24 protein-coding genes and 2 pseudogenes are annotated in these 22,413 nt (G+C 36.5%); 18 read left to right on the top strand and 8 right to left on the bottom strand.

What is annotated here, in order from left to right:
* Window positions 1-131 precede the first annotated feature (131 nt).
* From MKY20_RS25160 to MKY20_RS25220, 13 genes and pseudogenes are all read left to right on the top strand, one after another.
* The gene (locus tag MKY20_RS25160; protein ID WP_341003650.1) at window positions 132-482 is read left to right on the top strand and encodes a DUF6018 family natural product bioysynthesis protein; all 351 of its coding nucleotides are present in this window, start codon (window positions 132-134) and stop codon (window positions 480-482) included.
* Between the two features lie 44 nt (window positions 483-526).
* The gene (gene radC, locus MKY20_RS25165; RefSeq protein WP_019379598.1) at window positions 527-1,183 is read left to right on the top strand and encodes a RadC family protein; all 657 of its coding nucleotides are present in this window, start codon (window positions 527-529) and stop codon (window positions 1,181-1,183) included.
* Window positions 1,183-1,323: pseudogene (locus MKY20_RS25170) on the top strand (single-stranded DNA-binding protein); the annotation flags it as partial. The gene radC and the pseudogene MKY20_RS25170, both read left to right, overlap by 1 nt.
* A 698-nt stretch (window positions 1,324-2,021) precedes the next feature.
* The gene (gene ltrA / locus MKY20_RS25175) at window positions 2,022-3,830 is read left to right on the top strand and encodes a group II intron reverse transcriptase/maturase (RefSeq protein ID WP_341003653.1); all 1,809 of its coding nucleotides are present in this window, start codon (window positions 2,022-2,024) and stop codon (window positions 3,828-3,830) included.
* A 27-nt stretch (window positions 3,831-3,857) separates the two neighbouring features.
* The gene (locus MKY20_RS25180; protein ID WP_341003655.1) at window positions 3,858-4,199 is read left to right on the top strand and encodes a single-stranded DNA-binding protein; all 342 of its coding nucleotides are present in this window, start codon (window positions 3,858-3,860) and stop codon (window positions 4,197-4,199) included.
* A 76-nt stretch (window positions 4,200-4,275) separates the two neighbouring features.
* The gene (locus MKY20_RS25185) at window positions 4,276-4,551 is read left to right on the top strand and encodes a hypothetical protein (RefSeq protein ID WP_009336504.1); all 276 of its coding nucleotides are present in this window, start codon (window positions 4,276-4,278) and stop codon (window positions 4,549-4,551) included.
* Between the two features lie 68 nt (window positions 4,552-4,619).
* The gene (locus MKY20_RS25190) at window positions 4,620-4,949 is read left to right on the top strand and encodes a hypothetical protein (RefSeq protein ID WP_341003657.1); all 330 of its coding nucleotides are present in this window, start codon (window positions 4,620-4,622) and stop codon (window positions 4,947-4,949) included.
* Window positions 4,930-5,226, top strand: a complete 297-nt coding sequence (locus MKY20_RS25195) for a DUF6094 domain-containing protein (RefSeq protein ID WP_019379595.1) — start codon at window positions 4,930-4,932, stop codon at window positions 5,224-5,226. The genes MKY20_RS25190 and MKY20_RS25195 overlap by 20 nt, the downstream gene beginning before the upstream one ends.
* Window positions 5,227-5,907: 681 nt before the next feature.
* Window positions 5,908-7,713: a group II intron reverse transcriptase/maturase gene (gene ltrA / locus MKY20_RS25200; RefSeq protein WP_341003659.1), complete on the top strand. Its 1,806-nt coding sequence runs from the start codon at window positions 5,908-5,910 to the stop codon at window positions 7,711-7,713.
* Window positions 7,714-8,587: 874 nt separating this feature from the next.
* Window positions 8,588-10,471, top strand: a complete 1,884-nt coding sequence (gene ltrA / locus MKY20_RS25205) for a group II intron reverse transcriptase/maturase (RefSeq protein WP_445293104.1) — start codon at window positions 8,588-8,590, stop codon at window positions 10,469-10,471.
* 122 nt (window positions 10,472-10,593) lie between these two features.
* Window positions 10,594-11,343, top strand: coding sequence for a DUF6094 domain-containing protein (locus MKY20_RS25210; protein ID WP_341003663.1), 750 nt, complete (start codon window positions 10,594-10,596; stop codon window positions 11,341-11,343).
* 102 nt (window positions 11,344-11,445) lie between these two features.
* On the top strand, window positions 11,446-11,601 hold the full coding sequence (locus MKY20_RS25215) for a hypothetical protein (RefSeq protein ID WP_157380305.1): 156 nt from the start codon (window positions 11,446-11,448) through the stop codon (window positions 11,599-11,601).
* A gap of 21 nt (window positions 11,602-11,622) precedes the next feature.
* The gene (locus MKY20_RS25220) at window positions 11,623-11,871 is read left to right on the top strand and encodes a hypothetical protein (protein ID WP_341003665.1); all 249 of its coding nucleotides are present in this window, start codon (window positions 11,623-11,625) and stop codon (window positions 11,869-11,871) included.
* A gap of 288 nt (window positions 11,872-12,159) precedes the next feature.
* Here the strand turns inward: MKY20_RS25220 and MKY20_RS25225 are convergent, their stop codons facing one another.
* The 7 genes from MKY20_RS25225 to MKY20_RS25255 form a co-directional block, all read right to left on the bottom strand.
* Window positions 12,160-12,843 carry a DUF421 domain-containing protein gene (locus tag MKY20_RS25225; RefSeq protein ID WP_009336499.1) on the bottom strand — a complete coding sequence of 228 codons (684 nt, stop codon included), beginning with the start codon at window positions 12,841-12,843 and terminating at the stop codon, window positions 12,160-12,162.
* A 23-nt stretch (window positions 12,844-12,866) separates the two neighbouring features.
* Entirely contained in the window at window positions 12,867-13,445 is a 579-nt protein-coding gene (locus tag MKY20_RS25230; RefSeq protein ID WP_341003667.1) for a CBO0543 family protein, read from the bottom strand.
* A gap of 233 nt (window positions 13,446-13,678) precedes the next feature.
* Window positions 13,679-15,196 (bottom strand): phospholipase D-like domain-containing protein, encoded by a 1,518-nt coding sequence (locus MKY20_RS25235; protein WP_341003670.1) that lies wholly within the window; start codon window positions 15,194-15,196, stop codon window positions 13,679-13,681.
* A 97-nt stretch (window positions 15,197-15,293) separates the two neighbouring features.
* Entirely contained in the window at window positions 15,294-16,679 is a 1,386-nt protein-coding gene (locus tag MKY20_RS25240; protein ID WP_197198573.1) for a S8 family peptidase, read from the bottom strand.
* A 119-nt stretch (window positions 16,680-16,798) separates the two neighbouring features.
* Window positions 16,799-17,125 (bottom strand): hypothetical protein, encoded by a 327-nt coding sequence (locus tag MKY20_RS25245; protein ID WP_009336493.1) that lies wholly within the window; start codon window positions 17,123-17,125, stop codon window positions 16,799-16,801.
* A 131-nt stretch (window positions 17,126-17,256) separates the two neighbouring features.
* A complete protein-coding gene (locus MKY20_RS25250) occupies window positions 17,257-17,604 on the bottom strand; it encodes a spore coat protein (RefSeq protein ID WP_341003672.1) in 348 nt (115 codons plus the stop codon).
* A gap of 13 nt (window positions 17,605-17,617) precedes the next feature.
* Window positions 17,618-17,899: a hypothetical protein gene (locus MKY20_RS25255; protein ID WP_445293105.1), complete on the bottom strand. Its 282-nt coding sequence runs from the start codon at window positions 17,897-17,899 to the stop codon at window positions 17,618-17,620.
* Between the two features lie 663 nt (window positions 17,900-18,562).
* Between MKY20_RS25255 and MKY20_RS25260 the strand changes: the two genes are divergently transcribed.
* The 3 genes and pseudogenes from MKY20_RS25260 to MKY20_RS25270 all read left to right on the top strand — a co-directional run.
* Window positions 18,563-18,883 carry a DUF1657 domain-containing protein gene (locus MKY20_RS25260; protein ID WP_009336490.1) on the top strand — a complete coding sequence of 107 codons (321 nt, stop codon included), beginning with the start codon at window positions 18,563-18,565 and terminating at the stop codon, window positions 18,881-18,883.
* A 505-nt stretch (window positions 18,884-19,388) separates the two neighbouring features.
* The gene (locus MKY20_RS25265; protein ID WP_341003676.1) at window positions 19,389-19,595 is read left to right on the top strand and encodes a DUF1657 domain-containing protein; all 207 of its coding nucleotides are present in this window, start codon (window positions 19,389-19,391) and stop codon (window positions 19,593-19,595) included.
* A 621-nt stretch (window positions 19,596-20,216) separates the two neighbouring features.
* A pseudogene (locus tag MKY20_RS25270) lies at window positions 20,217-20,378 on the top strand (tyrosine-type recombinase/integrase); the annotation flags it as partial.
* Between the two features lie 629 nt (window positions 20,379-21,007).
* Here MKY20_RS25270 and MKY20_RS25280 read toward each other — a convergent pair.
* The gene (locus MKY20_RS25280) at window positions 21,008-21,157 is read right to left on the bottom strand and encodes a hypothetical protein (RefSeq protein WP_341004182.1); all 150 of its coding nucleotides are present in this window, start codon (window positions 21,155-21,157) and stop codon (window positions 21,008-21,010) included.
* Between the two features lie 481 nt (window positions 21,158-21,638).
* On the opposite strand from MKY20_RS25280, the gene MKY20_RS25285 reads away from it, so the two are divergent.
* Both MKY20_RS25285 and MKY20_RS25290 read left to right on the top strand, forming a co-directional pair.
* Entirely contained in the window at window positions 21,639-21,845 is a 207-nt protein-coding gene (locus MKY20_RS25285; RefSeq protein WP_009336488.1) for a DUF1657 domain-containing protein, read from the top strand.
* Between the two features lie 82 nt (window positions 21,846-21,927).
* A complete protein-coding gene (locus tag MKY20_RS25290) occupies window positions 21,928-22,401 on the top strand; it encodes a YhcN/YlaJ family sporulation lipoprotein (RefSeq protein WP_341003680.1) in 474 nt (157 codons plus the stop codon).
* The last annotated feature ends 12 nt before the right edge of the window (window positions 22,402-22,413 follow it).

Consider the following 22,413-nt stretch of genomic DNA (forward strand, 5'->3'; position numbering starts at 1 on the left):
TATGTTTATTAAACGTATGCGTTCTTTGGAACGATTCTTTTACACATTTTTTTATGTGCTTATTAGAGTCATTCTGGAGGGCGCCTTTTTGCGTTTTAATAAAAAAATATACCAGAAAGGTGGAAAAGAAAATGGCTGTTACAATGTCACAGTTATTAGGAAAACCAGGAGATGTTATTGAGGATTGTAGAAAGGAAATCAGGCTTTTACCCTCAAATGACAGGTATCGCATTTCTGCAGAGATACTTCTTAGAAATGGAGAGCGTCGATATTTTCGAGCAAAGTCCATTGATAGGAAGTCTGCTACACAAGAGATACTCTTGTTTATTGCAGCTGTCGAGAATGCAACTGGGGAAACAGTAATGTGGAGATTAAAGGGAGAGAAAACTTATCATATGAGCACTAATTATGAGGTAAGCCCTTCTTTTATTCAGCGCACCAAAAAAGCCATTCTAGGGTACTTCTTCGACATCGAAGAGTAAGAGGCAATTAGTTTAAGAAAGCATTTAAGAGACTTTAAGAAAGGTTGTTGGAAACATTGAAAAATCATTTTGCAATTGCGAAAGAGGAGCTAGGCTTTTATGGTTTTGAAAATACTTCTCTACAAAATTTGTTAGCAGTATTAATTGGACCAAAAGCAAATCCAGTTGTAACCGGCCAGTTGTCTTCATTAGGAGTAAAAAGGCTCTCTTCCTTATCTAAAGAAGAGTTACTCCAATATGAAGGTATTGGCGAAACAACTGCGGATCGAATTATTGCCTGTATTGGACTTGCTGGTCTACTCAACAAATTTAAGTTTGAGGAATGCTATATTGTCAGAAGTCCAGAAGACGCTGCTAAATATATGGCTGATATGTCTACACTAGATCAAGAACATTTTGAGGTGCTATTTCTTAACTCAAAAAATGTGGTTATTGGGCGTAAGACAATATTTAAAGGCTCTTTAAATGCAAGTATCGTACACCCTAGAGAAATCTTTCGTGAGGCAGTAAAACTCAGCGCAGCATCAATAATAGCTGGTCACAACCATCCCAGCGGAGACCCTTATCCTTCAAGGGAAGACATCGAAGTTACCAAAAGATTATCTGAGGCAGGGAAGCTAGTGGGGATCGATTTATTAGATCACATTATTATTGGTCATCACGGTAATTTTACTTCATTAAAAGAAAAGGGGTATTGTTAATGAATAGCCTTAACCTAGTGGGGCGACTTACAAAAAAGCCTATTATTAAAGGTGATGAACAGAAAGTTTGCCTATTCACATTAGCTGTTAATCGTAATTATACAAACCAAAACGGTGAACGTGAAGCTGACTTTATTCAGATGTGCGACTTGTTCTGTTATAACCAGCGTTAAAAACTGGGAAATACAGAGGTTTAATTAACCATTAAACCTAACTTTTTATCTGATAGTTGGAATGAGGAATCCATGTTTTCCGAAACAACTACGCTGATACTCCTACATGCGGTCGAATAGACAGAAATTGACCGTATGGAGCTAGGTGAAGTCGGCTGAATCAATTCTAAGTTCCTTATGAATACGAATTGAGATAGGTCGGGCGGCTATAAAATATCTATGGTGAGAATGACCATTTGGTCTGACAAAGTTTCCGAATGTACGGGTCTATATAAAGACATTATCGAAAGGTAATGGCTAGCAATTCGCTAGGTAAGTGGCGGAAAGTAAGGATATTTGGGATGAAATCCGTCCAGCAAACTACGGTGCTGCAAAACTTACAGGCTCATAGGAACCACCTAAGGATATATGTAAAGCTAGGATAAAAGGAACAAGGAAAGCAAGGAACGTTACAAAGGGACTGTCATCCCAACGGTTGCTATAAAACCTCATGGTGGAAATGCATTTATCCTTGTGAGAGCAGGGGCACGACCTATGAAACTCCTGTAATGGGAATGGAGGAACAGCCCCAAGTCTTTCTCTAGAAAACTGATATTCCAAATGATGAATTGCAAGGGTCAGGTACGAAGATGGGAAATCATTTCCGAGAAAGGGGATGATCCAGCGTGCAAACACAATTACGATACTGGGAATACTACGGTTTGACCGAAACATTTGATAACTTATACAACGATAGCAGAAAAGGAAAGACCTTTAACAGACTTTATGACATCATTACGTCTTACAAGAACATCCTTTTAGCTTACCGTACAATTAAAACAAATAAAGGTTCCAATACACCAGGAAAAGACGGAAGAACCATCAATGACTTTAAAAAATTAACCGACGAACAATTGGTTAAACTTATCCAAAAACGTCTATTGAATTATCAGCCAATGAAAGTCAAACGAGTACTCATTCCTAAAAGTAATGGCGGTAAAAGACCACTAGGAATCCCTAGCATGAGTGATAGAATCATTCAACAAGCATTCAAACAGGTTCTCGAACCAATTGTTGAAGCTAGATTCTTTAATCACTCATACGGTTTTAGACCTCTTAGGTCTACTCACCATGCAATTGCTAGAGCAAATACTCTTATTAATAGAAATCAACTACATTATGTAGTGGATATCGACATCAAAGGTTTCTTTGACAATGTCAATCATACTCTATTAATTAAGCAATTATGGAATATTGGTATTCGCGACAGGATAGTCTTACGTATTATAAGTAAAATGCTTAAAGCCGAAATTGATGGCGAGGGTATCCCCCAAAAAGGTACTCCACAAGGCGGCATCCTATCCCCATTACTCTCCAATGTCGTACTTAACGACTTGGACCAATGGGTAGCGGGTCAATGGGAGAATTTCGATACCAAAAAGAAATTCAACCAAGACTACAACAGATATAGAGTCTTAAAGCAATCATCCATGAAAGAGGGTTACATCATTCGCTATGCGGATGACTTTAAAATCTTCTGTAAAAGTTGGCAGTCCGCCCAAAAATGGTTTCAAGCAGTCAAACTATACTTAAAAGACCGTCTTAAACTTGACATCTCACCAGAAAAATCTGGTATCAGAAACCTTAGAAAAAGAGCTACAGAATTTCTAGGATTCTCGATTAGAGCTGAAATTAAAGGTAATAAACGGGTTGCACAATCTCGCATCAGTGAGAAAAAGAAGAAACAATACAAGCACGAAGGAAGGAAAAGGATTAAAGCCCTCTCCAAAAATCCTACTGCTAGTAATGTTAATGTTCTTCTCTACAACAGCTGGGTACTCGGTATTCAGAACTACAGTAGAGGTGCAACCTACGTATCTTTGGACTTTAAAGAAATTGACTTCCGGCTACGAAAGCTCAGAGGTAATCGATTGAAAAAAGTTGGAAAGTATGAGTTGCCAGAGAATCCAAGAACTATCTATAAGAAGATTTACAAGAACAACTCTAAAACTTATAAGGTCTGCGGTGTTCATTTATACCCGTTAACAGACGTTAGACACTCTAGCCTAATGAATTTCTCACAATGGCTTACTCCTCTAACGGCACAGGGTAGAAAACACATCCATAAGGAACTCAACGGCAATATCTCTCACGAGATATCTAAACTCTTAGCGTCCAAAATTAAAAATAGAAGCGTGGAATATCTGGACAACCGAATCAGTAGATACAGTATGGTTAACGGCAAATGCGAAATCTCCAAGCAACACCTTCCTGCCGAATTCGTTCATTGTCATCACTTCATCCCCATTCACCTTGGTGGTACGGATGACTTTGATAACCTTCGTATTATACACAAAGATTTACACGTCCTCATCCATGCAACCAAAAGACCAACAATCGATAAATATCTTGAATCATGGAACCTTAACAAAAACGTTATTAAGAAGATAAACACATTTCGTAAAAAGTGTAATCTAGAACCTATCAGTTCATAGCTTGAGAGAGATGGAACGCCGTATGCGGTGAAAATCGCACGTACGGTGTGGAGCAGGGGAAAAGATAGAGATAACTTCAAAATCTTACCTATTGCTATAAAAACGTTTAAAAAGACTGCTAACAATTGTTATAAATACCTGGACAAGGGTAGTTTAGTTAGTGTTACTGCTTCTATTCGTACTGGATCTTATATGAAAGACAATAAGAAGATTTATACTATGGAAGTTGTAGCAGAAGATGTACGTTTTCTCGATACAAAGAAAAGTATCAATGAAAATAGTAATGGAGATCATCATCAATATAACCAATCCCATGATGACGACCCGTTCCCTGGTAGCGTTGAAACCAATGAGGAATGGCCATTTTAAGATTGGAGAGAATAAAGCGTTCGTTCCTTTGTGAATGAGCGCTTTTCCTTTTTAAAAAAGAATTTGGAGGCATAGAATGAAAAAATATCGTGTACTAGATGAGTCTAATATATTTTCTGCTAGTGCTGAGGAGATACGAGAATACCTAGAAGTAAGTTTTGGAGAAAAGTTTGGATTTCTTCCTATGTTTCAGGAATCGGAAGATGAAGGTTATTTAGAAATTTACCTTCATACTGATACTTATGAAATTTTGGAGGATCAGGAGCTTACTAAACTCGAAGAAATGGATATCACGGAGTCTGACTCCTTAAAAGCCATTTGTTCAATCTTAGGGCTTCGGATTGAAAATTAATAGATCTCCAAAATGAAGAAAGGGTTTTGTGTTTCCCTTTCTTTTTTAATTATGAAGGAGGAATTTTTTTGAATCTGCCAGATTGTTATCTCGATTCAGCAGTGACCGAACCGTTTTTTAAAAAGGCCAAGGAGTACATTCCCTTTTTAGCTTACTTCGCGATTCAAAGTGCGTTTGCAGAGAAAGATAAGATGTTCAAAGTGGTTGCTTTGACCCACCTACGGAATCATTACAAAAAAGGTGAGGTATCAAGGGACCAACTCAATGAGCTTATAGAATACTTAGATACTTTTCGCGATCCTTATCAGGACTTTTACGAAAAGGCTGGATTTCGTACTTGGAAAGATACTAAGAATAATATTTTAGGAGGATTATTAAATGAGTCATGTAGGAAATAAAATTAGGGCTGGCTTCTTTGCCACTCCTGAACGACAAGGTGAGTATTTCACTCAGTTATTAGAAGTTGAAGGGAGCGGAGTGTGGCTAGATCCCACATGCGGTGAAGGTGAAATCCTTAAACAACTATCAGCTGCCTTTCAGAAAGAGGATTGTAGGATTACTACATACGGTGTGGAGTTGGATAAGGGAAGAGCGGATAAAGCAAAATCTGTATTAGACCATACAATTAATGCACCTATTGAATCTATGGTCATTGTGCGAGGCGTTCTTCAATAACTAGAGCAAATCTAGGAAAAGAAGGGGCTATTCGTAATAAAGAATAGTTACAACTGAATTAATGATAAAGAGGAATGAAAGCCTTCATGTTGAGCTGAAACTCTTTCCCTAAGACTCCTGCATGCATCTACTAGTAGTGAATCAGAGATGTGTGAAGCCAGGCGAAGTCGGCTGAAATCACCCTAAGTTCTTTGAATATGGATGATGATAAGTCGGGGGGCTACAAAATAAATATGGTGAGAATGTTCTAAAATGAACTGACGAACTGGCGAATGAACGGGTCTACATGATAGGAATACGAAAGTATTCTGCTCGCTACAGCGAGGTAAGTGTCGGCTAGTAAGCAAATGACTATGAAAACCGATATATCCAACCATGAGGATATTACGCTCACAGGCTCAGAGTCAGCACCTAAGTTTATATGTATAGCTAATTAATTCGGAACGTCGTAAGCGATAAACTTCTATATAACAGTCACTACTGGGAAGGTTGCTATTAGATACCTTGTATCGAAATGCATTCGTTGTCGTGAAAGTAGGGCCACAGTACCTATGAAATTATGGAAACATAGTGGAGGGATAGGCCCAAGTCTAGGATAGAACTAAAATCTGGTTTAATAGATGAGCTGCATCGGTCGAGTATGAATGTGGGGACAACTCAAAGAAAGGTGGAGTTGCCACAGTGCAGACGAGATTGCGACAGTGGGAGTATTACGGACTAACACCGACCTTTTCTGAGTTATATGAGAAAAGTAAGAACGGTGAAAAGTTTAATAAACTTTACGAGATAATTACCAGTCGAGACAACATCCTTTTAGCATATAGAACTATCAAGTCAAATTCAGGGTCTAAAACTCCAGGAACTGACGGAATTACGATAGACAGCTATAAACTAAAATCCCAAGAGGAACTAATCACTCTTATCCAAGAGCAGTTAGTGGATTATAAACCTAAAGCGGTCAGAAGAGTCTATATTCCCAAACCCAATGGAGACAAACGTCCATTAGGAATTCCTAGCATGATTGACCGGATTATTCAACAGATGTTTAAGCAAGTCCTTGAGCCAATTTGTGAAGCGAAATTCTACTCACACAGCTATGGTTTCAGACCTTTAAGAAGTACATCCCATGCTAAATCCCGTTGCGATTCATTAATCAACAAGGCTGAACTACACTTTGTTGTAGACGTAGATATTAAAGGCTTCTTTGATAACGTAAATCACCGAAGGTTAATGAAGCAAATATGGAGTATAGGCATACAGGATAGAAAAGTCCTAGCAATAATCTCAAAAATGTTAAAAACCCCCATTAAAGGTCTTGGTATTCCTACAAAAGGAACACCACAGGGAGGTATCCTGTCACCACTTCTGTCTAACATAGTCTTACATGACTTAGATGTATGGATCTCGAATCAATGGGAGAACTACCCATCGAAATTTTCATACAAAAGACAAGGTGATAAGGTAGCCGCCTTAAAACGTACCAATTTAAAGGAAGGTTACATTGTGAGATATGCTGACGACTTTAAAATCTTTGCAAGAAACCATAAAATTGCACTCAAATGGTTTCACGTGGTTAAAGATTACTTAAAGGAAAGGCTCAAATTAGACATCAACCCGGATAAATCCAAAGTAGTTAATCTCCGAAAAAGAAGCACCGATTTCTTAGGTTTCACTCTAAAAGCAACCCCAAAGGGTAGCAGTTACTTTTCAAAAAGTAATATAAAGAGTGAAAAGAAGGAGCAAATTTTGAGACGTGCGAGAAAGCATATCTTGAATATTCGCAAAAACCCTTCCCGAGAAAACCTTATGAATTGGAACAGCTTCATTCTAGGAATCCATAACTACTTTAAATATGCAACTCATGTTAGTAACGACTTTACCGACCTGTCCCACAGATTATCCCGACTGATATACAATAGGTTCTCAAAAGTTGGAAAGCGGGTTTACACAAGTAATGCACCACCAACATACAAAAAATTCTATGGCTGGTCCAGATACAGAGCATGGGCAATAAATGGTATTTACCTTTATCCTATGCAAGCTATTAAGACCAGAACAAATCTGAATTTCTCACAGGGGCTAACACCATTCACGGAAAAAGGGAGATTGCTAATTTCTAAGAAATTGAAGCCCGAAATCATGGGTGAAATTCTTAAATTGATGAAATCCCATATCCCTGAGGGCACCGCAGAATACCTAGACAACCGTCTTTCACGATATTCAATGCAAATGGGTTGTTGTGATATTACAGGAGAATTTTTATATGCGGATGATGTTCATTGTCACCATTTTACCCCTAGAAAAGAAGGAGGTAATGATTCCTTTGACAATCTGAGAATCATCCATAAAAACGTGCATAAACTGATTCACGCTTCTGACGAAGACACTATTGGGCGATACCTTATGTTACTAAATCTGAAGGCAAGGCAAATTCAGAAAGTTAACCAATATCGCAAGGCTTGTAATCTAAAACCAATTAGATTCTAAACTAGGTGGAACGCCGTATGAGGTGAAAATCTCACGTACGGTGTGGAGCGGGGGAAAAGGTGGAGATAGCATCAAAACCTTACCTATCGCTATCAAAATGAAGCTGTATCATTTTTATACTTAAATCCCCCATACGATTTCACGTGCGCCTTGTTCTTAGCCTAATCTGAGCGGAAACGTTCAATAAAAGCTAAGGAATCTAGGTTACTAGATTTAACGTTGTTTATGAATTTTGTAGGGGAAGTTCCTACTCTGGACTAAATGTTGGTAGTCCTGCCCTGATACTCCGACATGCATCAAAAATTTACCGTTTAGATGTATGAAGCTCGATGAAGTCGGCGAAAAACTAACCTGTGATGGTTATGAAGTAGTCGGGGGGCTATAAAATTGCTATGCTGACGACCCGCATTCGCGGTAAAAGGAATCTCTTTAATGTACGGTTCGTGACGTAGGGTGTACCAAATAAGAAGGTACATTGCTCCAAAGGGGCTTCAATCGTGGATAAAGTAATGTGAAATGCTTTATCGATGTGTCTCCAATAAGGATACACGCTTCAAATCCACCAACAGAGGATGAAGAAGTGGTTGACGGATCATAGAGAGACAGCTAAGGCGATATGAAAAGCTAATAAACAATGAACATGGGAATCTCAACAGGTGATGGTAAGAAGGGTAAACTTCAATGCACCTAATCAATAGGAAATGATTGATGAAGTTGAGAGGCAGCAGCCCGTAGTAATGATGAAGCAGAGTAATGTCTGTGGAGTGAAGGGGCATAGTCACAATGATTTGTATGTATTTACAGACAAATGTTGAGGAAGCCGTTGTGCAAACCTGACTAAAGCCATTAAAAGGCAATATCTCCGAAAGGGGTGATGCCAGTGGTCCAAAAATTCAACTATCCTAAATCTGAAAGAGAATTCCGTAAGCTTCAAGACGAGTTCTACTCAATTTCAAAAGATGCAATAGCAAATGGAAATAAACCCTCCTTTAAAGGATTGCTAGAAATTATCGGCAGTGAAGTTGTTATACTCAGCGCCATTCATAAGATTAAAGCCAACAAGGGTAGTAATACTCCTGGTTCGGATGGCAAAACAATGAAGGATGATTTTCTCCAAAAACCAGCCGACAAAGTTATTAAAGAAGTACAAAATACCTTCAATAACTACAAGGCTGAAAGTATCAGAAGAGTCTTTATCCCAAAGCCCGGTAAGAAAGAGAAACGCCCCCTTGGTATTCCGACCATTAAGGACAGAATCATCCAAGAATGCGTTCGCTCTGTTATCGAGCCTATCCTAGAAGCACAATTCTTTGCTCACTCATATGGGTTCCGCCCACAAAGGGACACTCACATGGCACTTGAAAGAACAAAGGATTTGGTTCACAAAACTCAATACTCATGGATTATCGAAGGTGACATTAGTAAATTCTTTGATAACGTAAATCATTCCATTCTTCTTAGAAAGCTATGGAATATGGGAATACGAGACAGAAGAATTCTTATGATAATTAAACAAATGCTTAAAGCAGGAATAATGGAAGAAACAATCCATAATGATATTGGCACTCCACAAGGAGGAATCATATCCCCACTGCTAGCAAATGTTTACCTTCATAAATTTGACGAATGGGTTACAAGGGAATGGGAACAGAAGAAAACGCAACACAGATACTCAGCAAATAACAACATGTACAAAGCTCTCAGGAAATCGAGCAGACTAAAACCTGCTTATCTAGTCCGATATGCAGACGACTGGATTTTGATCACCGACACAAAGAGCAACGCTGAAAAATGGAGAAAAAGAATTAAATCATACCTTCAGACAAACCTGAAACTCAGCCTGTCAGAAGAAAAGACCTCAATTACGAATGTTAGGAAAAAATCCATTAAATTTGTGGGTTTCAACTTTAAAGTAATCAGGGGTTCCTCACCTACAGGATGGATTTCAAGAACTTCAGTAGACAACGAAAAACTGTTAGGTAAGTTTGAAACAATTCGGAAAGACATTAGAAGGCTAAGAAAACTTCCGCGCAAAGAGGATGTTATTCATGGAATCAATCTTATTAACCTCAAGATTAGGGGATTGATTCAATACTACCAGCCAGCTAATACGGTTTATCTCTCAATGCACAAAACCGGAAAAGGAATCTTACAACTAGCACAGAGAACCTTTATTAACTTGCGTATGGATTATAAGTGGGTACCAGCTGATAAAACTGATAATTTACTATCTGTTCATTCACAGTACAAAACTCAAATCCCGGCAATTGAATACAGGGGACTTCAAATAGGAGTCACTTCTCCGATGTTCGCAAAATGGACAATGCCACCGCTGAAAAATCAGCTGGAAACTCCATATTCCGAACAAGGACGTGAACTCTATCGTAAGAGAAGTAAAAAGAAGTCACCACTTGCTAGGGCAGACGACATTCTCAGTATCAATCAGTCTGAACTGATCTCCTGGAAGTTCAAAGATACGAAGTACAACTTTGAATTTTATCTAAACCGGGCTTATGCATTTAACCGTGATAAGGGCAAATGTAGAATTTGCGGGAACGATATCACAAGTCCTGCCGATGTTCACACTCACCATGTAAGACCTTATTTACCAATATACTCGGTTAATAAAGTCGAACACTTGGCTACTGTACATCCAATTTGCCATGAACGGATACACGATGGAGTAGAATACTCAAACCTAGGAACAAAACAATGGAAGAAAATAAAAGATTTTAGAGAAAAGTTGTCTAGTAAATAACATACTGTTGTGATGGAACGCCGTATGCGATGAAAGTCGCACGTACGGTGTGAAGCGGGGGAAAAGGGAGTCCTAACGATAAACGTCAGTTTAGTCGAGGACTGCCCTTACCTATCGCTATAATGAAAGGGATAGATGATGAATCAGCTGACAGAAAAGAGTGGACTGAGCTTTACAGAAACACCAAATATCTTAAGGAACAAGGTCTCATAATGTATGTGATTCCTTCTTATCGTTATTCCGATAAGCGGATCGCTAGGTTTTTGGCCACACATTTTTATAATGTAGGCATGATGAGATTTTCGGATGATGATTATGATGATTTCCGTCAGTGTATATTTATCGGTAATAAAAAGACAGGTAAGCATAAGGAATTTAATCAAAAGCTGTTTGACTTCCTTATTCAAATGGAATCTGATGAATTTGTGATGGAAAATGTTACACCGGTAGACTGCTTCGTTGCTGCCAATAAAAAGTGGAGTGTTCCTTGGGGAGTAGAAAAATTAAGGACATTCTATACCAAGTTAGCAAATAAATCAGATTTTGTTGAAGGGATTCGAAAAAGTAAAGGGTTTCAGGCCTTTAAAAACCGTTCTAAACCACGCCAGCTAGATATTGGCGGTAACCCTATTCTACCCTTAAATGTTGGCCAACTGGCTCTCTTACTAGCTTCTGGAGCCGTTAATGGAGAAATTGGAGAGGGAGATAATTATCACCTTGTACAGGGACTAGAGCTTGTGAAAAAAATTCCGAGTGAGGAAAAGAAAGTGCACGATAATGGCAGTGTGACCACGATTACAAAAATTCGCACACGACGTGAAGTCAGCGTTAAGGTAATCACGCCTCAGGGGAAAATTTTGAAGCTCGTTTAGAGACAATAAACTAACAGTCTTGACCTAAAGAACAACCTTTTTTATAGGAGGAAAGAATGTGTATTCCCATAATGAAATAGTATTCAAAGAAGAACAATGAAGATGCTCGTAGCAAAGGATGCACTGCTAAAATTAGTGTATAAAGATATGATATGCAATAGGAAGCATTCAAGTGATGATGCATTAAAAATCATATTTAATGGCTATGTACTTGATGATCCGATCATGGAGGAAGAATATCGTAAATTCTCCAAGTAGTAATCTTTAGGGGGAAAAAGTATGTTAAAAAATAGTGCTAACCAATTACCTTCTAACACAGAAAAAGTTGTAAAAGAATTAATAGATATTTACTGGTCAGATATCTATAACTCTCAAGTGATTGAGAAAACTATTGAGGCCGCTGCCAACTTACCTATACCGCAAACCATAAAGAAATTTATAAACTCTATGGATTGTATAGTTAAGTCAGAAATTAAGGTATCTCCTATGTACGTTATTGAACCGTATGGAGAGGCATTAAAAAAATAAACCCTGGTTATTATTCTGAAAAACGTAGAGTTTTTTATCAAGAGGATATGGACTTTATCATTTAAATACAGGAAAAAAGGCAAGGTTCTTTTGTTGGAACCTTGCTTTTTTATTACAGGGGTAGCGTCAGGAAAATGCGGATTTACAACGTTAAGGAAACCAAAATATAAAAACCTCGGTGTTATAAGTGAAAAATTAGGCTTTAGTTACTTCATTAAAGCGCCTGATTGTTGAAGACTAAAGTTTATATTCACCAAGAAAATTGATGTGCTCTTATCCTAACAAATTTTATTTAGGACTTACATGTATGCCTTCACTCTCTCGCCAATCTGCGTAAAGTATACGCTTTAAATTATCATATCCATTGGTAGTTAATTGGTTATCTAACCACTGTTGATCAAATCCGAGTTTATGTAAATTATCCCATAAAATTTCCCCATCTATAATTAATGATGTTGGGAGGTCTACTGGACTTTCTGGAAGATTGAGATCTTGCTTGTCTGGTTTTTGATACTTGGATTTTAATAATAAACTTATTTGCCCATTAGCTTCCAATATACCGTATTTGACTTCGCGAACTGAAAAGACATTATTTTGACGGAGTATACTCAATACTTGATTTACATCCAATTTGTTCTTTGTAAGTAACTTTCTGTCCATAACACCATCTCGAATGATGATGTTAGGATTGCCTAATAAGAGAGAACGTGTCGATTTATTTTTTAGAGTCATAAACTCTATTCCCAACATAAGAAACGTCCACAATCCGATGGCATATAAAAAATGAAAAATCCCTACCTTATCTTCATAAATGGTATTTCCTAAAAAATCTCCAAGTACTAACACAAAAACTAAGTGAAACGGGGTTAACTGATAGATGGATGTTCTGCCTGTTATGATAATGATAAAAAATAAAGTTGCAAAACCAACGATGACTTTGATCGTCAGTAAACCAATATTAACTTCTTCCAAAGTTTTTTCCTCCAATTTAAATTTTACTTAGTTGTAAGATCTTGAGGTTTAGATAAAGAGGCTAGTTTTAGTATTAAAGCTCGAGTTACAATTCCAACAATGATGTAATATATGAATGAATATCTATATCTCCACTCTAAATAATTAACAAGTTTGACCCACTCGCAAAAGGGTTCACCTATATAGGCATATGTTAGTGCCATAATGATCTGGGCTAAAATAAAAGATTTCCATGTTCTAAAATATTGATATAACAACATGTAAGCTACAGGTACCATTGAAAAATCAAAAGGAAAGGCCCTGGGAATAAAAGGTAGGAATGCAATGGGGTAATCCCAAAAACTGTATTGTGCACCAACTACATCTAATAAGGTTGGTGTCAAGATAATTATGGTACCAAATAACAAAATTTCTAAAATAATGTCTCTTTTAACAAGTTTAGCCCATATAACCCAAGGCACAACTAAAAAAACGACTAGTATCCACCATTCCCAAGTTAAAAACTCATTTTTTAGCCAACCATTTAATTCTAAATGATAGAGCTTATCTTCTAATAAACGTATTTCCTTAAGATTTTCAAATATATTATCTATTGATATCACCTCTATATTTAAATGAAAAGGTAACAGATATTTTTGAATTCAAACTCTTTGAGCTGCCTTTTTAGTATTACCGTTTTTTAGTAATGAATTTCCATCGTAAATAAGAAAAAACCCATGTTGGAAGTTCTTATAATATACGGGTTTTCGACTTTTTTTCAAATAAGTCAGAAATATATTAAAAACAAAGTTAAATCTAGATTTAAGATAGAACAATAAAAACAGGATACATCAACTTATAATAATGGAGAAAGCAGACGAGCACCTTGTTCAACAATGCGCTCGGTCAGGGATCGTTGCAACAAGTCTTCAATTCTTAATGGTACAGAATCAGTAAGATCCCTCTCGAACTGCTCTGTGAGTTCCCTTTCCACATCAGCACTGTACACGACTTGACACACCTCATAATTCAGGCGAAAACTTCTCATATCATAGTTTGCTGCGCCTACTTCTGCAATTTCCTCATCAATGATCATCAGTTTCGCATGTAACATTCCTTTATTGTACTGGTACATTTGGACCCCAGCTTCTATAAGTTCCCCGTAATAGGTACGACTTGCATAGCGCACGCTTTTTTGATCAATGTGGCGAGGAACCAGCAATCTTACGTGCACACCACGAGCCACAGCTGTCTTTAATGCCATGATAATATCTGTTTCTGGTACAAAGTAGGGTGTTGTTATATCAATAGTTTTGGTCGCCTGTGTTATACATATAAAGTAAGCTTGACGAATAACTGGGGTAGGAATTCCAGGGTTTCCTTCCAACGTATGGATGTACGCTTTTTGCAATTCTCCTGTCTTTGTTTGGGTATTGTCTGTTTTACCTTCTATAGGCCATAACTCAGATCCTAATTCGGCAGACCATCTTGAAAGATCTATGCTGCCGGTTGGATTGATTTCCTTTGATTTATATTTTGGGATTTTAGTGGCCTTTTTCGTTGCCTCAGATTTTGTTTTTGACTTTATCCGTTCTGGTACAGCGATATTCCAATGAACGTCGAAGATAGTCTGCAAGTCGCCTGTTGCTTCCCCTATAATTTGCAAATGAGTGTCCCTCCGTAATCCTACGTCTGGCTTTAATCCTGTATATTCATACCCAACGTTCATACCGCCAGTAAAGGATTCCTTTCTGTCAATCGTCACAATCTTACAATGATCCCGATAATTCCAATTGGACAAAATCAAGGGAAAACTTAAAGGAAATATTGTCCGACATTCTATCCCTGCTTCCACCATCTGAAGAATTTTTTGACGCGGAAATTTTTTACTCCCCCAACCATCTCTAATAAAACGAACCCGCACTCCATATACTGCTTTTTCGACCAGCAGTTCTGTGATGCGATTACCAATTTGGTCGTTCCGAAAGATGAAATATTCCAGATCAATGGTTTTTTGGGCTTTTTGTAGGGATTCGATAAGTTGTTCATATTTTGCTATTCCATTGTTTAGTACTTGGACTTTGCCGACTCGAAGCCCGCCTACAGTAAAATACCTTAAAGCATCGGCGATGATCGATGCTGAATCACTATATGTATCAGGTAACATATCAGACTCATTATGAGAAGAGGTCAATCTTTTACGATGAATAAGCTTGGGATTTGATATGCTAAGATATAGTAAGAAACCAATGACAGGCAAAACAATGACGATTACTATCCAATTCAAAGCTTTGGCTGGCCGACGAACTTCCCAAATTGCTATGAATAACATAAAGAACGTATTTAACAGGTATAGATAAAAAATCCACTCCAACTAAAATTCCCTCCTTAGTTTTTCCATTATCATGTACAAACAATGTACATCATGTAGAAGTTTTATAACAACGAAAAGCAACGGTTTCAAAAAGGGATTATTGCCTTTTGCTTTGGGCATCTTCCAATCCATTCTTTACATTAATTAAGCCACTACCAAATTCGTGATCAGTTCCAGGGATTCCTAAATCATAAGTAGAATTCTTAATAATGTCTATTACTTCTTGGTTCGTTAAATTAGGGTTTACTGAAAGCAAGAGGCCAGCAAGTCCTGCCACATGAGGCGAAGCCATAGAAGTACCTGATAAAGCTGCATACTGCTGGTTAAAATAGGTGCTCGGAATTTGAACTCCGGGAGCTGCAACATCGATATAATCTCCATAATTTGAGAAAGGGGCACGTTGTCCGGTGTAACTTACGGCGGCGACACTTAGAACCTTAGAAAAAGCAGCTGGATAGCTCGGCTGCATAGTATTTTCATTTCCTGCTGCAGCAATCAAGACAACATTTTTACTGTATGCATAATCGATTGCCCCTTTTAAAAGGGAAGAATGCTGATAATTGCCTAAACTCATATTAATGACATCGGCTCCATGATCCACTGCCCAAAAAATCCCTTTTGCTATATCAAAAGTCGTCCCATGCCCTTCGGCACCCATTGCTTTTATAGGCATTATTTTGTTATACCAAGTGATGCCTGCAACACCTTCATGGTTGTTTGTTTCCGATGCAATGATTCCTGCTACATGGGTGCCATGCCCGTTGTCATCATCAGGGAAATTATTATTCAACAGTACATTATAACCATTTGTAATTCGTCTTCTCAAATCAGGATGGTCCAGATCAACGCCAGTGTCTATAACAGCAATAATGATATGTTCATCCCCTTTGGTGATATCCCAGCCTGCTTCTGCTTGAATTGCCGATAAGTTCCATTGGTATTGTTCTCTATATAGCAAATCATTAGGAAGTCCAATTTGATTTTGCAGATAAAGATAATTGGGTTCAGCAAATTCAACCATAGCCTGTCTGTTAAAATATTCAATAAGTTCCTTGGTCGAAAGCGTATTAGAACGAAAAACAATCGTAGAATTTAGCTTTTTAATGATAGTGCCATTTATCTCCTGTGTTATCCTTTTTATTTCCTTTGTTGAGGGAAGAGTCTTGAATGTAACGTTTACTTCTTTCTTAATATAATGACTCTCAGTTTTTTCATTGTGTTTAATTAGAAAAACGGAAGGATCATTTTTTAATTGATTCTTGATGGTTTGACCCATGGAAAGGCTGTTTATTTGAAGAACATTTTTTTCGTTTTCAACATTTTGGACATTGGTTATAGTGGGATTAAATTTGTTTTCGACAGCAACTGTTTTATTTTCGGGATTCTCTTTGTTTCTTGTATTTGGTACTATGAATAATAACCCTATGGATAGAAGAATAAGTACGGAAACAGTAACCAATAAGGACTTTCGTAATTTTGTCATGAGACACCTCTATAAGTTTATTATTAGAAAATGTTGCAATATAAGTATTAAATTTCTTATTAACATCCTTGAATCTTGATACATAAAGAACACCGTTTGAGAACAAACGGTGTATAAGCTTATTCATCAATAGTATCTGGATCTGTTGCGTCTTCAGGATCTTCAATTGATTCTTCTGTATCAGGGGTGACATTATGTTCATCAATAGTATCTGGATCTGTTGCGTCGATTGGATCTTCAATTGGTTCTTCTGTATCAGGGGTGACATTATGTTGATCAATAGTATCTGAATCTGTTGCGTCGATAGGATCTTCAATTGGTTCCTCTGTCCCTGGAGTTACATCCTCCGGTGGTGGATTATTATCGTCATCTCCATTATTACACCCTAATAACAAGAAAATTGAAAGAAAAACCGTTGATAAAAGTTTCATCCACTTAAGATTCATCTTACCGCCGCCCTTTCGATTGTTGTAAATTCTAAATTATTTTCTAGGTTGGTTAACAACTAACCAACCTTTTGTCTCGCATAACTATTGTTGTTTTACCTTGAGTTTATTATTCTTGAACACGTGTTCTTTTATTGTATTACATTACCTCTATATGGATCTTGACTTTGCATGTAGTTAGAAAATTGCTGAACCGATTGTTGAATAGTTTGTGGAGTTTCTTTTTCCAAACCGTACCATCCGTTTTTAAACATTAAGTTATATAGATTGCGGTGACAGTCGTCTGTTTCTTGGGAAACAGACGCTATTGTACTATACAACGATTCATGGCTAGCTTCTTTTAATGCAGTCGAGTATGAGGAAGATATATATTTTTCCGTAGTTAAGGCATCGTTTAGAAAATCTCTATCGTTCATTTGCGGCGTCTTAGGGACTGGTGTTTCAGGATTTTTAATCCTGTTTGGAGTATTATTTTCCACTATAGTTTCCTCCTTATTGATTCATATTTTGTGAAGGTTGAGTTACATACTGTTGCATCTGTTGAAGCAGCTGTTGATAGTGTCGATCATGCATTTGTCCAGCTTGTTCAAGTGCTGCTCTTACTTCGGGATTTTGACATTGTTGAGCGAAAAAATGCATTTTCTTCATCGTAAGTAAATTCCAGCTTAACATATCGTTTACATAGAGATGATCCTTTGTTGACATTATTTCAGGCGGTTGTGTCATTAAAGCTTGTGCTTGTTGATTATTCATACCCGTCTGCATTTGTTGCATGATGTTTCCTCCTTGTTAACAATGTTGTAATCACTTGGGTAGATTGCCACACAGCGGTCAAAAATATGCAGGTATTTTAGATTAGTTTTAAAGACCCCCCCACCTTTAGATAGCATTAAATACTCCCCACCTTTACGCAGGTGGGGAGTATTGTGGCTAAACTAAATATTAATTTATCCTATTCCAGATTCTGTCTAGGTCCAAGGCAACATATATTTTATCACCATTAATTTCCTTATGTATAATAGGATTGGAAAAATACTGATTTATATTTTTATTAAATTGCTTACACCTTGCTCGTGGTTTTGTTCCATATAAATCGTTTCAGGATAGTCCTTATACATACTCCGTCTACCACTTTTTTAATTTTATGAAAAATACAAACTGCATCAATACTCCATTTCTAAATAAGCATACCAGTCTTGCTTCTCGAAAAGGAAAATCCCCCTCGAATTGTAAAACAATTGTACTTTAATCAGCTTTTACAAAAGTACAACCGTCAAATTTACCCTATTCTCTCTTCCTTGATTTTTTTTGCCAAGAGTATTTTTTCCGAAAATAATAAAAATATAATTCGAATTTTAAAAACTTTGTATGAATAAATATTTCTATCTTCAAACATTCTAAGAAAGGTTTCAAAAAAAATAATAGGAGGTGTTATTCATGACAGTCATAAATGACGTTAAAACAGCTTTAGCCGGATTAAAAAGCGCTCAAGCTAGCTTTGAAACATTTGCTCTTAGTACAGATAATGAACAAGCGAAGCAGCTTTACCAAGATGCTGCTAAACAAACCCAATCTGTTTTACAAAGCGTTGAACCACGCGTTCAACAAATCGGACAAGAAGAACCACAATATGCTCATGACGGAAACCAAGCTTCCCAAGGCAGTACGCAAGTGTCACAAGGTCAATACGGTACTGAGTTCGCAAGCCAAAATAATGCACAACAAGTAAGACAAAAAAACCAACATGCCCAGTCTTAAAAAATAAATAACTGAATCACACGTTTGTACAATTCTGAAGCTTTATGTCGCCAAAAATTTTTATGTGTTGATTCATTTGTTACCAATAAAAACATCCTTAGATAGATTAGAGGGGAGTTAAGACTCGCTCCCTTACTAAAATTTTTTTAAAAAATAAAAAGGAGCAATTGTTATGCGATTACCCGAAGACTTCAAAAGAGCTAGGCATAAAAAAGAAGAAGGGTTAAGTTTAGATCAATGCTTTTCACATCCCATTATACATAGGGAGATACGTGGGGATAAAGTATATTAGATTTAAAGAGAATTTGGAATCAAATATAGCAACCGTTTAGATTAAACGGATATTTTATTTATTAAGAGAAAAAGGATATTAATTTAGTTTTCAAACCTTACTTCATAATATTATTTTTAGGTAAAAAATATGGATTACATTTGAACTATAAAGAAAACCATTTTTCATCATTCTAACAAAGGTTATTAAAAACATTAAAGGAGTCGTTATTCAATGACAGTAATAAATGATGTTAAGACAGCTGTAGCGGGATTGAAAAGTGGGCAGGCTAGCTTTGAAACATTTGCTCTTGGTACGGAAAATGAACAAGCTAAGCAGCTTTACCAAGATGCTGCTAAACAAACCCAATCCGTTCTAAAAAGCCTTGAACCTCGCGTTAAACAAATCGAACAAGAAGAACCTCAATACAAACAACAATAATTAAAAGACAAAAAAAGGTTGGTCGAGTAAACCAACCTTTTTACTCTCTCAATAATGGATGAAACACAGAGGTGATTATTCATGATATATAAAATAAAACAATTAAAGATCGGTCTTTTAGTATTAACGGTTATCGGAATAGGATCAGGATGTAACGAAAGCCAGAATCAGTTGGGTGAAAATAATAACGATTTGAGTATTTCACAGGTACATACAAGCTTTCTTTTTCGATTCTTAACACGTTTTTTCATTGACATCAACAAACTTTATAAACACATATAAACACAATGAGACCCCTCACAACATCGTGGGTGGTTTTTTTGCCTTCATTTTTAATTCTCTTGGGTGTATTGTGTCAAAAAGGTGAAGGTTGGATTGGTAGGGGTGAATTAGCAAACAGCGAACCCGATGGATATACGCTTGGTTATATGGTCTCTCCAAATATCTTTACTGGTTAATAAATCCTACTGCCAATAGAAAAGAAAATTTGGACAGTTTTTAATTTAATATCAGTTACCATGAAGATTCCGAACTTATTGTCGTAAAACGGGATGACCCCCGGTTTGACAATATTAAAGAGTTCATTGGATACGCAAAGGAAACGAGTTAGCTGTGTAGATTTATAAGGTAACAACTAACATACGAGATTGACTGCTTATTAAACGGCTATTTAAAAAGGTTTGAGAATTGTAGAAGCACTATCGCTCTTTATAGAGGACTTTATTTTTGATCATAAAAATGGACACCAATTCAGTTGAAATAGATAGAGGGGAGTTAATCAACTAGGTTTTGTTTGATGATAACCTTTATGAATTCTCAGATAAGCCTTTACAAATAGGATTTGTAAGGTACCCCGAATCAAGTGCAGCCGCCTCGACTTTCAGGTTACATCTCTCTATTTGCCGATCAAGTCTAGAAAAGGATTAATATAGGGAGGGGAAATCGTTTTAAGATTAGTCGCTAATATCAAATGTGTTAATGTTTAGTGAATGGTCGGTATCTCTAACAGAAGCGTAAAATATATCTTTAATTTGATGATATCCCTTTGCCTTTTGTGATAAGAGCCATAATTTAATATTTGATTAAAACACGATTTTAAAAACCTATCCAAAAAAGAAACTGGCTTACAGTGAATCTTTGGTGCAAAGTTTGCCAATTCCTTCTTTATCATACCTTCTAATGAGTATTATAAACAATTTTTCCCTGTATTCTTATGTAGAGATATTGATTCTTTTTAGTTTGAAACAATTATGTATCCAATTTTTTTTATCAATTCTATTAGATAGCATACTAATATTTACTTTCTGTTTTTTGTTGTCTTGCCTTCCAGAATATAAAAGAATTTTTCCCTTTCACATCTCCAACTTTTAATTTGACAATGTCACCTACCTGTAATTCTGTATTAATCCCCATCAAATATAGCTATACATCTCTTTCGCCCAATCTCGGATTTTTGGTTTCCTTTTGTCTCCCAGTTTAATCCCAAGTTTTATTTCTTCAATGTCCTTTTTTGGTTTTAACGTTAAACGTAGAAAGGATTTCCTTTTTTGTTTTGTTTTCATTTTTTCACCTTCTAAAATGTATGAAAAATTTGATGTTTAATAACAAAACAGTTCCTTTTTATGTATTAGACAAACCTTAATACGGCGACAAATGCATGCGTTTATCTTTGTTATTACATTTTCAATGTTAAATACCCATAAATAGGATGATTAAGAGGGAGAAACTCTTAAAACTTTGGGATAATATCCGAAAAATGGGAAAAATATTAGTCCTTTCAGGAAATACAATCATCTTATTTTATAAAGGTAGGGGTGTAAAAGAAATTGAAGTTGAGAAAAGAAAAAATGAAAAGTTATAAGAGCTATTGCTGTCAACGAGAAATAGAAGAAATGATGGGGATATGGAAAAGGGGTTATTATCGAAAAAATGGAGCTATACGTCAAAAATAATTTAGATTTAAATTTCCCAAAAATCATTGAATAAAAAATTCTCCATAAAGCAAAATAAAAGAGTAAAAAAAAATTCAAGGAGGAAATTATCATGACAGTAATAAATGACGTTAAAACAGCTCTAGCAGGATTGAAAAGTGCTCAAGCAAGTTTTGAAACATTTGCTCTTGGTACAGATAATCAACAAGCTAAGCAACTTTACCAAGATGCAGCTAAGCAAACCCAATCCGTTGTAGACAGCATTGAACCACGTGTTCAACAAATCGAACAAGAAGAACCTCAATACAAACAACAGTAATTAGTAAGGCGAAAAAAGGTTGGCCTCTTAACCAACCTTTTTTCAGCTGTTCAAATAATGGAAAAACATGGAGGTGATTTTTTTGAAAGATAAAATAACCACATTGAAAAACCTACTTTTTATTATAATGGTCATTGGTTTCGCATCAGGATGTAATGGTAATCAAAATGAATTTATTCAAGGTAATAGTACTTTGGGTATTTCACAAGTACATACAAGTAAGCCAATTGATCAATCCGTTGCCAATCATGCGAAAGAAAAGATAATTGCCAAGGAAGATATTACAGACGTAAAAGCTGTGAATACTGATAAAGAGCTTATGGCAGCGATTAAAGTTGAGAATTTTGATCGATTTCGATTAAAGAGTATCGAGAAGTCAGTAAAATCCGACTTAGAAAAAAAATATCCCGACTATAAAGTTTTTGTTTCGACTGATAAAAAAATATTCTGGGAGCTTGAAAAGGTCGAGCAAAGACTGAAAAAAAACGATATGAATAAGAAGAACTTAAAAAATGATTTGAACAAACTGAAAAGTCTTATGAAGGAACAAACCTAAAGAGGAAGGATC

The organism is Cytobacillus sp. FSL W8-0315 (assembly GCF_038002905.1).
Taxonomy (GTDB): domain Bacteria; phylum Bacillota; class Bacilli; order Bacillales; family Cytobacillaceae; genus Cytobacillus; species Cytobacillus pseudoceanisediminis.

Bases quoted from the DNA above. Each gene is read 5' to 3' on its own strand.
- MKY20_RS25160 (WP_341003650.1), top strand. From the start codon at position 132: ATGGCTGTTACAATGTCACAGTTATTAGGAAAACCAGGAGATGTTATT.
- MKY20_RS25185 (WP_009336504.1), top strand. From the start codon at position 4,276: ATGAAAAAATATCGTGTACTAGATGAGTCTAATATATTTTCTGCTAGT.
- MKY20_RS25195 (WP_019379595.1), top strand. From the start codon at position 4,930: ATGAGTCATGTAGGAAATAAAATTAGGGCTGGCTTCTTTGCCACTCCT.
- ltrA (WP_445293104.1), top strand. From the start codon at position 8,588: ATGCCAGTGGTCCAAAAATTCAACTATCCTAAATCTGAAAGAGAATTC.
- MKY20_RS25210 (WP_341003663.1), top strand. From the start codon at position 10,594: ATGAAAGGGATAGATGATGAATCAGCTGACAGAAAAGAGTGGACTGAG.
- MKY20_RS25215 (WP_157380305.1), top strand. From the start codon at position 11,446: ATGCTCGTAGCAAAGGATGCACTGCTAAAATTAGTGTATAAAGATATG.
- MKY20_RS25220 (WP_341003665.1), top strand. From the start codon at position 11,623: ATGTTAAAAAATAGTGCTAACCAATTACCTTCTAACACAGAAAAAGTT.
- MKY20_RS25240 (WP_197198573.1), bottom strand. From the start codon at position 16,679: ATGACAAAATTACGAAAGTCCTTATTGGTTACTGTTTCCGTACTTATT.
- MKY20_RS25245 (WP_009336493.1), bottom strand. From the start codon at position 17,125: ATGAATCTTAAGTGGATGAAACTTTTATCAACGGTTTTTCTTTCAATT.
- MKY20_RS25255 (WP_445293105.1), bottom strand. From the start codon at position 17,899: ATGCAACAAATGCAGACGGGTATGAATAATCAACAAGCACAAGCTTTA.
- MKY20_RS25260 (WP_009336490.1), top strand. From the start codon at position 18,563: ATGACAGTCATAAATGACGTTAAAACAGCTTTAGCCGGATTAAAAAGC.
- MKY20_RS25265 (WP_341003676.1), top strand. From the start codon at position 19,389: ATGACAGTAATAAATGATGTTAAGACAGCTGTAGCGGGATTGAAAAGT.
- MKY20_RS25280 (WP_341004182.1), bottom strand. From the start codon at position 21,157: ATGAAAACAAAACAAAAAAGGAAATCCTTTCTACGTTTAACGTTAAAA.
- MKY20_RS25285 (WP_009336488.1), top strand. From the start codon at position 21,639: ATGACAGTAATAAATGACGTTAAAACAGCTCTAGCAGGATTGAAAAGT.